Here is a 3,061-nt window from a genome sequence, read left to right on the forward strand (position 1 = left end):
AACTATACGTCAGGCCCCTAAACCCGTCAACACCTTTTGCGAGAAAAACCTCAACAAAAGCGGACCCCGCAGGCCAAACCCTTGATGCGGCAAGCAATATCCTAAAGGGGTATTTGCCGACACGTCTTCCCTACCCCGCCGAACCATGAAAAACGGGCCGGCGAAACGCCGGCCCGTCATGGCTTGCTATACCTTTTTATATAGAAACGCTCCGGAGAGGTCAGTCCTCGCTACGGCGCTTGCTATTACTCCTGCGCGCCGCCGGCCTGCGTTGACGCGGGGCGGGGGACGCCTCGCCCACCGGCGACTTGCCGGCAAGCGATTGACCCGCTGGAGGCGTGGCAGCCTCGGACGCAGGCGTCGCTGCCGTAGGCGCCGGCTTGGCCGCCGCAGGCGCAGCACTAACAGTTTTGGGAGCCGCCGGTTTGCTTGCTGCTGGCTTGCTCGCTGCTGGCTTGCTCGCTACTGGCTTGCTCGCTACTGGCTTGCTCGCTACTGGCTTGCTCGCTACCGGCTTGCTCTCCGCCGGATTGCTCGCGGCGGACGGACTCGCCACAGACTTGTTGACCGCAGGCTTCGACACCGGCGATTGAGCCCCCCCTCTGCTTCGCCCCTTGGGCGCCGCTGGCAATGCCGGCGGCTTTGCCTCTACAGGCTTAGGCTCGGCAGCCCGGCGCGAACCGCCCTGGCGCGCGCCGGCGCTGCGCGCGGGCACTGGCCTGGCGGTTTGCAGGTCGCCTTCCTTGACCAGCGCGAAGTCGACTTGAGCGCTTTCCAGATTGGCGCTCATCACCTTCACGGTCAGCGTATCGCCCAAGCGGTATTGCATGCCGCTCTTCTCTCCGACAATCGCCTGGACGTCCTTTTTGAAGTGGAAGTAGTCCTTGCCCAGTTCGGAGATATGCACCAGGCCTTCGACATACACCTCATCCAGCAAGACGAATACGCCGAAGCTGGTCACCGCGCAGATCTTGCCCTTGAAGATCTCGCCTACCTTGTCCCGCATATAGTAGGTTTTCAGCCAGGACTCGACATCGCGGCTGGCGTCGTCCGCCCGGCGCTCGGTCATAGAGCAGTGCACGCCCAATTGCGCCCATTTGCCCGGCTTGTATTTGCCGCCTTTGAGCACCGCCTTGATCGAACGGTGCACCAACAAGTCCGGGTAACGGCGAATCGGCGAAGTGAAGTGCGCGTAAGCCTCGTAAGCCAAGCCGAAGTGACCGTTATTGTCCGGGGTATAAACTGCTTGCTGCATGGAACGCAGCAACATGGTCTGCAACACCGGCGCATCGGGCCGCCCATGAATCTGTTCCGCCAGTTTGGCGTAGTCCTTGGCCGTGGGCTTTTCCCCGCCGCCCAGACTCAAGCCGACCAGGCGCAGGTAGTTGCGCAGATTCTCCAGTTTCTCCTCGGTCGGGCCTTCATGCACCCGATACAAAGCCTTGTGCCCGTTCTGCTCCAGAAAATCTGCCGCGCAGACGTTGGCCGCCAGCATGCATTCCTCAATCAGGCGATGGGCATCGTTGCGCACCACTGGCACAATGCGCTCGATCTTGCCCGCATCGTTGAAGATCATCTGAGTCTCCACCGAGTCGAACTCGATCGCCCCGCGCTGACTACGCGCGGCCAGCAGCACTTTGAACAAGGAATACAGGGTTTGGATCTGCGGCAACAGCGGGCTGTCGCTGCCTTTCTGGATCCAGTCCCAAACCTGGGTATAGGTCAGCCTGGCCTTGGACAGCATCACCGCCGGATAGAACTGGTAGCGCTTGACCACGCCCTTGGCGTTGATCTGCATATCGCAGACCATGCACATACGCTCCACATCCGGGTTCAAAGAGCAGATGCCGTTGGACAAGGCTTCCGGCAGCATGGGAATGACCCGGCGCGGGAAGTAGACCGAAGTGCCTCGATTGAGCGCCTCCTGATCCAAAGCATCGCCCGGCTCCACATAGAAGCTGACGTCGGCAATCGCCACCACCAGGCGGAAGCCCTTGCCCTGCTTCTCCGCATACACGGCGTCATCGAAGTCGCGCGCGGTTTCGCCGTCTATCGTCACCAGGGGCAAATCGCGCAGGTCGACGCGATCCTTGGTCCAGTCTTTCTTGCGAACCTTCTTCGGCGTCGCCTTGGCCTGAGCCAGCACCGCCTCCGGGAATTGGTGAGGCAGGTCGTGCTTGCGCAGCGCGATCTCGATCTCCATGCCGGGGTCGGCATAGTTGCCCAGCACTTCCACCACCTGGCCGACAGGCTGACGATAGGCGTCCGGGTGCTGGAGGATTTCCACCATCACCACCTGACCGTCCTTGGCCCCCGCCTCGCCGCCCGGCTCAATCAGTATGTCGTGATTGATGCGACGGTCCTCCGCCGTCACCACCCACACGCCCCGGACCCGGTTGATGCGGCCAACCAGCCGCGTCACCACATGGTCCAGCACCTCAACAATCTTGCCTTCCTGGCGGCCTCGACGATCGACGCCGGACGGACGGACCATCACCCGATCGCCATGCATCGCTTTTTTCATTTCCCGCTCAGGCAGGAAAATATCGCCGCCCTGGCCTTCGCCTTCATCCGGGATGGCAAAACCGTAGCCATCGCGATGACCAGATACTTTGCACTTGATCAGATCCAGCTTTTGGGCAACGCAAACAGCGCCTTTGCGATTGATGATGATTTCGCCGTCACGTTCCATTGCCCGCAATCGACGCTCGAAATAAATAGATTCGGCCCGCGCAATCGACAACATGCGCGCTAATTCGTCAGGAAACAGCGGCACCCCCTGCTCGGCCAGAATTTTTAAAACGAACTCTCGGCTCGGCAAGGGATTGGAATATTTAAGTTTTTCCCGTTCCAGGAAGGGGTCCTGTTCGCGGAGGGACAGGGTCTTTTGTTTTTTTTGTGTTCTAGCCATTGACACCCTCAAGAATATGTCTATAATTCGCATCTCGTTGCAGAGATGCAGCGAAATAATACAGCAAAGCGAAGCCCAGGTGGCGGAATTGGTAGACGCACTAGGTTCAGGTCCTAGCGCCCGCAAGGGTGTGGAAGTTCGAGTCTTCTC

General features: G+C 59.9%; 1 protein-coding gene. It reads right to left on the reverse strand.

Features of this window, described 5'->3' with window-relative positions; genetic code table 11:
- Positions 1 to 220: 220 nt before the first annotated feature.
- Positions 221 to 2,911 carry a ribonuclease R gene (gene rnr, locus QUG03_RS15935; protein ID WP_500820384.1) on the reverse strand — a complete coding sequence of 897 codons (2,691 nt, stop codon included), beginning with the start codon at positions 2,909 to 2,911 and terminating at the stop codon, positions 221 to 223.
- Between the last annotated feature and the right edge of the window lie 150 nt (positions 2,912 to 3,061).

The organism is Chromobacterium sp. CCUG 30098 (assembly GCF_059916605.1).